This window comes from Undibacterium sp. GW821-FHT11H02 (assembly GCF_058808015.1).
Genome location: NZ_JBXARG010000034.1, coordinates 21,395 through 27,867 on the forward strand (window position 1 = coordinate 21,395; position 6,473 = coordinate 27,867).

Genomic DNA, 6,473 nt, shown 5'->3' on the forward strand with positions numbered 1-6,473 from the left:
ACGAAAAGAGAGGAAGCAAAAGGCCTTACTACGTTTTTCTCTGCGCTCCTCGGCGTTGAGGGTCGTGATTTTTCTTAACAATAAAAATTTCTTATTGTTCAGCTGTTTTTTTGCAAGGCTCTGAGTTTATCTTTCTTACTTGGGCGCTTGCCTTTAATGCCACCATTTGGATCGAGCGGGCGTATTGTTTCAGTAGCCGCCAGACTTTCGGCGTTGGGTTCAAATCCTGCAATTTGCTCACGTGGAATTTTAAAACCATGACGTTGCTCTATCAAACGGAAATGCGCTTCGTTAGCGGCATCGGCGCAGATAAAACTGACCGCCAAGCCAGCTTCACCCGCGCGTCCAGTACGACCAATTCTATGCAGATAATCATCGCTGGAACGCGGCAGATCAAAATTCACCACAACAGGTAATTGACTGATATCAAGGCCACGCGCTGCGACATCGGTAGCCACAACGATCTTGACGCGCGAGGCCTTAAAATCGGCGATGACCTGACTACGTTTGCCTTGGGTTTGTTCGCCATGAAAAGCTTCGGCGCTGATATGAGCGCGGCGCAATTTCGTTGAGATCAAATCAGCGGCATATTTAGTCGCCACGAATACCAGAACACGTGACCATTTTTCGTTTTGAAATAGCTGACGTAGCAATTGTGTGCGTTGTTTGGCATCGACGATGATGGCCCGTTGTTGAATATCGGGTTTGCCTTCTTCTGTGCTGGGAATATTGATACGATGTGGATCGCTTAGTAGGGCTTCGGCCAGTGTCGTTACATTCGGCGCGAAGGTCGCTGAGAAAAAACAATTTTGTCGTTGCTCAGGTAATAGCTTGAGCACCTGTTGCAACTCATCAGCGAAACCCAATGCCAACATACGGTCAGCTTCATCCAAAACCAGACAGCTTACTTCATCCAATTTCAAGGCATTTTTGCTGACCAGATCGAGCAAGCGACCAGGTGTCGCAATCACGATATCAGCGCCACCACGCAAATGCAGCATTTGTGGATTAATGGAGATCCCGCCAAATAACACGGCAAGCTTAGGTGCTTGTGGAAATGCCTGACTTAAACTCCGCAATGTATCACCGACTTGCACCGCTAACTCACGCGTAGGAACCAGGATTAAAGTTTGCACATTTCTTTGCGCCTGCTTCTTGTGCTGCAAATAACGTTCTAGTATGGGCAGGCAGTAAGCTGCCGTTTTACCTGATCCGGTTTGTGCAGTGGCCAATACATCTCGCCCGGCCAACAAGCTAGGAATAACATCGCTTTGTATAGCAGTGGGCTGCTGATAGGCGCGTGCTTGAACGGCATTTAAAAGGGCGCTGGATAAACCTAGATTGGAAAATGGCATGGTGAATTTCGAAAGAGAGGAGCGGCGCGTAGGTGCACTGCGGAATAGCAAGATTTTAAACGATATTGGCGTGACTACGATATCTTCGGCAATTCGTAGTCATTCAGCCTCTATAAGAAAGATCAAAACCCTTCAACGTTGAGACTCGGAGATACGCGGAGTAAACCAGTAATATCTTCGCTTTTCTCTGCGCACCTCAGCGCCTCTGCGTCTCGGATTTGAGGTGTGTGCTTTTTATTTAAAGTAATGTGGCTGAATAATTACGGCAATTCTTCGATAATCGGAGCGCCCAAGCACGGTAAAATAGATTCTTTTTTTTATGACAATAGCGCATGAATCCCTACCAAACTCTTTCGTCATCGCTGTTGAACGATGCTGGCCTTAATTGCCATGCCGTATTTGATATCGCTAGCTTGTCGCCAGAAGCGCATGAGATGTTGATCGAGCGCTGTCCACAGGCGCTGAATTATCGCCAGATGATTTTGATTGGACACGGTGGTCAACTGTTTTGGCAATCCTTGCTGGCAACTGGTGTGGATATCAACACCGAGGCAGGCAATCATCCGGTCGATGATTTCACGGTGTCGGTGGTACGGCAATTTTTTGATCATGAGCTCGCCGGTGCAGCCTATGAAATTATTTATCCAGGTGCCTATACCCTTAGCCTGCAAGAATTAGGGAAGCTGGCAGGTTGGCATCATGCTTCGCCATTTATGGTGGGAATCAACACTACTTTTGGTTCTTGGTTTGCGTATCGCGCTATGATTTTAGCCAACACCAATTTGCCGCCGACCACGCCAGTAGAGACGACATCGCCTTGTCATGATTGCAGCACAAAAATCTGCATTCATAGTTGCCCCGCACAAGCATTAGATGATGGCGAGTTTCATTTACTTAAATGCGTCGGCTATCGACAGCAAGAGGATTCACGCTGCAAAGATACTTGTGTGGCGCGCGTTAGTTGTCCTGTGGCGAGTGAACATCGGTATGGCGAACAGCAAATCAATTATCACTACGGTCGTTCTATGCGCGTGATCGCTGGCTTGACAAAGTTAAGTAAGGCAGTCCCTACATAATTTATCGGTATCAAATATGAGAAAACCCTTCAACGCCGAGACGCAGAGATAGGAAGAGAAATACCAAAATTTTTCAGATTTCATCTCATTGAGATCAAGTCATTTTGAGAAAATCAGAAAGTTACATTTTTCTCTGTTTTCGTTTTTCCTCAGCGCCTCAGCGTCTCAGCGTTGAGGGGTTTTGGTTTTTTGAACTGAGATCGTTCAAGTGGATTAGATGGATTTACCCTCCAAAGTTATCGCTGCCTGACAAGCTTATTGAATTAAATACGCGACACAACTCTGACCGCGGTTTCGCAGTAATCTTTGAAACCCATGCGCAGATAGAGTTCATGTGCAGCGGTATTGTGGCTCATCACATGCAGGAATGGGATTTCGTCGGCTAGCAATTGGCGTCGGATAATTTTGTGCATCAAGCGTCGCGCCAATCCTTGTCCTTGAAAATCGGGATGGGTACAAACGCCGCTGACTTCACGATAAGGTGGTGCATAGCTACGCTCGCCTGCCATCGCAATTAAGCGTTCTCCGATGAAGTATCCGAGATATTCTCCCAGTTCTATGGTACGTAATCCAAATGGGCCGGGATTGGTCAGAATCGCTAGTTCTAAAGCTTGAGCTGCATCGTCCTGATTCAATGTACGCAGTACAAAATTACCTTCATTCTTGTCCTCAACTGCGGCAGGCATCGCACCATCCCAATACATACGGAACATGGTCTTTTCTACGTGTACTTGCCAACCATCAGGTACCGTGCCTTGCCAATCAGCGCAATAAAAATGTTCACCGCGATCACAGTAAGCTAGCAAGGCATTGAAGTCAGGATGCTCGGCATCTTCAAAACCGAGTATCGGCGAAAAACCTTGGGCATATCGCCGTGCTTTGCCTTCACCTGAAGCGTAACAAGCATGGGCACCGCTTAAGCTGTGCCAGAAAACATTATCGAGTAGTTGGGCCATGGTGTTTTCTTTAGAGAAAATGTTGAACTAACACTTTTCATATTTCCAATTGCGGCGTTTGCCTTCTGCCATCCATTCTATGGCTTGTGCTAAACGCTTGTCGCGCGTCGCTTCGGTTTTGGCTTCGCTGTACCACATGACATATTCTTTTTTCTGAGAATAGGGAAAAGCCTCGAAGGTCGCGAAAGCCAATTTGTTTTTTTTAATCGCCGCCAGAAATGCTGGTGGAATTTCTAGCTCTTTTTTCTCAGCCCCTGTTTTGCTGCGCGCAGGGATTTTGACACCTGCGTCATGTAGCTTGATGGCTTCCTTCAATAGCGCCGCAAAGTCTCGATCATTGGGCATGTCGTCCAGTGATGTGATGCGGCCAAAGTCACCCATGGCTTTTTCTAGTTTGGTGTTGATTTGCAACATCGCACCCAGCCAAAAGCCTAATGCGCAATGCTGCTTGAATGCCGCAAAATGGCAAAAAATGCCGCCCTTATATTCGAAATGCGGCATGCTCCATTTAATGGTTTCGCTGGCGTCTGGGCAATGTTGATGCACCATGGCGCGTATATGGCGCAAGATGGGCTGTGCAAATTCGGCTGATTTTTCGATATAGATATCGATACGTGGATCTTGGCTTCCCATGATATTTTCTCGCTGAGGCTGAGTTGAGACAGAATTTTGCGGCACAATAATTTAGCCGCTCAATTATCACATAAGTGTCGCTATATCAGAGAGGGATAGGCGTATTATGTCTCGGCCACCAGATTGCTCGCGGCGTCTTTTCTTCTTTGGCGGGGCTCAACTTATTGGCTAAGTCAGTGTCCAAGTTTTACTATTTTAAAGGATGATAAAAATGAAAATAAAGCATGCCTATTCATTTGTCCATCACAGCCTGCGCACGACAGGATGGGCTATTTTGATCGCTAGTTGTAGCGCTAGCTTCGGTGCTGCTGCAACTACTACTGGCACTGTATTGGCCGACACCACACAACGCGCGATCACGCCGCAGGATTTGTGGGCGATTAAACGTATTGATAACCCCTCTGTATCGCCAGATCAAAAGCAGATTGCCTTCACGGTGCAAAGCTGGTCTATAGAAAAAAATCGTCCACAAACGAATATCTGGTTGATGGATGCGCAAGGTGGAAATCAAAGGCGCTTAACCACCGCTGATGCTAATGATAGTGCTGCGGTCTGGAGCCCGGACGGTACACGCATCGCTTTTACCTCACGTCGTGTTGATGATGAAGCGCCAGCCTTGTATGTTTTACGTTTAGATGGGGGCGAAGCGGAGAAAGTGTTAGAGCTGCCTTACGGCGTGGCTAATCCACAATGGCTGCCGAATGGCAAAAGCCTGATCATCGCTAGCAATGCGATCCCTGCCTTCAAAGGCAAGTGGAGTGCGGATGATATGGCGGCCATGAAGAAAGAAATCAAACGTCGTCGCGATAGTAAAATGACGGCCAAAGTCACTGAAGACAGGATCTATCGATTCTTTGATCATTGGTTGACAGATCAGCTCTCTAGTCATTTGCTGCAACTCGACTTAGAAAGCAAAACCCTGAAAGACTTGACGCCGACTTCACAAGAATTGTTTAACGCGCCTGGTGCTTTTGATTTTCATATTTCTCCCGATGGACGCTATGTTGCATTAAGCAAAAATAGTATTCCTGCGCCGCATCAGGAAGCCGATAATGCCGATATCTTTTTGATCGCTTTAGGTGAAAATAGCGCACCTAAAAATATTACTATCGACAATCGGGGACCGGATGCCTCGCCCAGTTTTTCTTCCGATGGAAAAACGCTCTACTACACACGCACCGCCACGCCAATTTATGACGGTAGTTCCAGCAAATTGTGGCGCTATGATCTCGCCACCGGAAAAAACATGCCAGTGAGCGAGGCGCGCGATTACGCTGTCGCCGAGTTTGTGATCAGTAAAGACAGTAGCAAGTTATGGAATGTGGCTGAGGATCAGGGCGAAACTAGTGTTTTTGCAAGTAAGGTCGACGGCAATCAGTTTGAGCGCGTGCTGCGTGACGCTGGTATTTCAAAGCTCAGGCAAGCTGGCAACCAACTCGTCTTTTTGCGTAGTAGTTTTGATCGTCCAAATGAATTATTTAGTATGGACATCAATGGCAAAAATTTGCGTCAACTCACACATTTTAATGACGAGCTGATGGCGAAATTTAAATTGGGCAAAGTAGAAGCCTATACCTTCAAAGGTGCGAACGACGAACAGGTTCAAGGCTGGCTTATTTTGCCGCCAGATTACGATAAAACAAAATCTTACCCACTACTACAATTGATGCATGGCGGTCCGCATACGATGGTGGGCAATGCCTTTAATTTCCGTTGGAATGCGCACGTGATGGCGGCCCCCGGCTATATTGTGAGCTGGGTGAATCGCCATGGCTCTACTGGCTTCGGTGAAAAATTTGCCCGTAGCATTAATCATCAATGGGGTGAAAAGCCAACGCAAGATGTATTGCGTTCCACGGACTATCTCATGCAAAGACTCGGGAACATTGACAGCAAACGCATTGCGGCTGCTGGCGCAAGTTACGGCGGTTATTTGGCAGCATGGTTGGCAGGCCATACAGATCGATTTGCGACGATTATCGATCACGCCGGCGTCAATGATCTGGTCGCGCAATATGGTTCGGATACGACCAATTATTCCTTTGAAATTACTTTGGGTGGCAATCCTTGGAGTAACGCCGAGATCATGCAAAAGAATAATCCTATGACCTATGCCAAGAATTTCAAAACACCGATGTTGCTGACGCATGGTGAAATTGATTATCGCGTTCCTTATGTGAATAGCACAGCGCTCTATGGTGTACTACAAGGTATGAAGATACCGTCTCGCTTGGTGATTTTTCCGAATGAAAATCATTGGATATTGTCGCCACAAAATTCCATACATTGGAATTGGGAAGTTCAAAGCTGGTTGCAGCGTTATATTGGTGGTACGCCGACTTTGACTCAGCCGAAGTTTTAAATTGCTGTCTTAACTCACTAGTGTCCGGTTAAATTGCAATAAAAGCTTAAGAAACACCATAACGGCGCGGGTTCCAGCTCGATTTTGTTTG

5 protein-coding genes are annotated in these 6,473 nt (G+C 46.8%); 2 read left to right on the forward strand and 3 right to left on the reverse strand.

Annotation, left to right across the window (positions count from 1 at the left end):
• Positions 1 to 98: 98 nt before the first annotated feature.
• Positions 99 to 1,355: a DEAD/DEAH box helicase gene (locus AC1RR2_RS20555; protein WP_493224153.1), complete on the reverse strand. Its 1,257-nt coding sequence runs from the start codon at positions 1,353 to 1,355 to the stop codon at positions 99 to 101.
• Between the two features lie 332 nt (positions 1,356 to 1,687).
• On the opposite strand from AC1RR2_RS20555, the gene AC1RR2_RS20560 reads away from it, so the two are divergent.
• Complete coding sequence (locus AC1RR2_RS20560; RefSeq protein WP_493224154.1) at positions 1,688 to 2,431, forward strand: hypothetical protein; 744 nt, start codon at positions 1,688 to 1,690, stop codon at positions 2,429 to 2,431.
• 263 nt (positions 2,432 to 2,694) lie between these two features.
• Here AC1RR2_RS20560 and AC1RR2_RS20565 read toward each other — a convergent pair whose 3' ends face one another.
• Together AC1RR2_RS20565 and AC1RR2_RS20570 are read right to left on the reverse strand one after the other, a co-directional pair.
• Positions 2,695 to 3,387 carry a GNAT family N-acetyltransferase gene (locus AC1RR2_RS20565; RefSeq protein WP_493224155.1) on the reverse strand — a complete coding sequence of 231 codons (693 nt, stop codon included), beginning with the start codon at positions 3,385 to 3,387 and terminating at the stop codon, positions 2,695 to 2,697.
• A 27-nt stretch (positions 3,388 to 3,414) separates the two neighbouring features.
• The gene (locus AC1RR2_RS20570; RefSeq protein WP_493224156.1) at positions 3,415 to 4,020 is read right to left on the reverse strand and encodes a YdeI/OmpD-associated family protein; all 606 of its coding nucleotides are present in this window, start codon (positions 4,018 to 4,020) and stop codon (positions 3,415 to 3,417) included.
• Positions 4,021 to 4,231: 211 nt separating this feature from the next.
• Between AC1RR2_RS20570 and AC1RR2_RS20575 the strand changes: the two genes are divergently transcribed.
• Positions 4,232 to 6,382 carry a S9 family peptidase gene (locus AC1RR2_RS20575; RefSeq protein ID WP_493224157.1) on the forward strand — a complete coding sequence of 717 codons (2,151 nt, stop codon included), beginning with the start codon at positions 4,232 to 4,234 and terminating at the stop codon, positions 6,380 to 6,382.
• Positions 6,383 to 6,473: the final 91 nt, after the last annotated feature.

Bases quoted from the DNA above. Each gene is read 5' to 3' on its own strand.
- AC1RR2_RS20555 (WP_493224153.1), bottom strand. From the start codon at position 1,355: ATGCCATTTTCCAATCTAGGTTTATCCAGCGCCCTTTTAAATGCCGTT.
- AC1RR2_RS20560 (WP_493224154.1), top strand. From the start codon at position 1,688: ATGAATCCCTACCAAACTCTTTCGTCATCGCTGTTGAACGATGCTGGC.
- AC1RR2_RS20565 (WP_493224155.1), bottom strand. From the start codon at position 3,387: ATGGCCCAACTACTCGATAATGTTTTCTGGCACAGCTTAAGCGGTGCC.
- AC1RR2_RS20570 (WP_493224156.1), bottom strand. From the start codon at position 4,020: ATGGGAAGCCAAGATCCACGTATCGATATCTATATCGAAAAATCAGCC.
- AC1RR2_RS20575 (WP_493224157.1), top strand. From the start codon at position 4,232: ATGAAAATAAAGCATGCCTATTCATTTGTCCATCACAGCCTGCGCACG.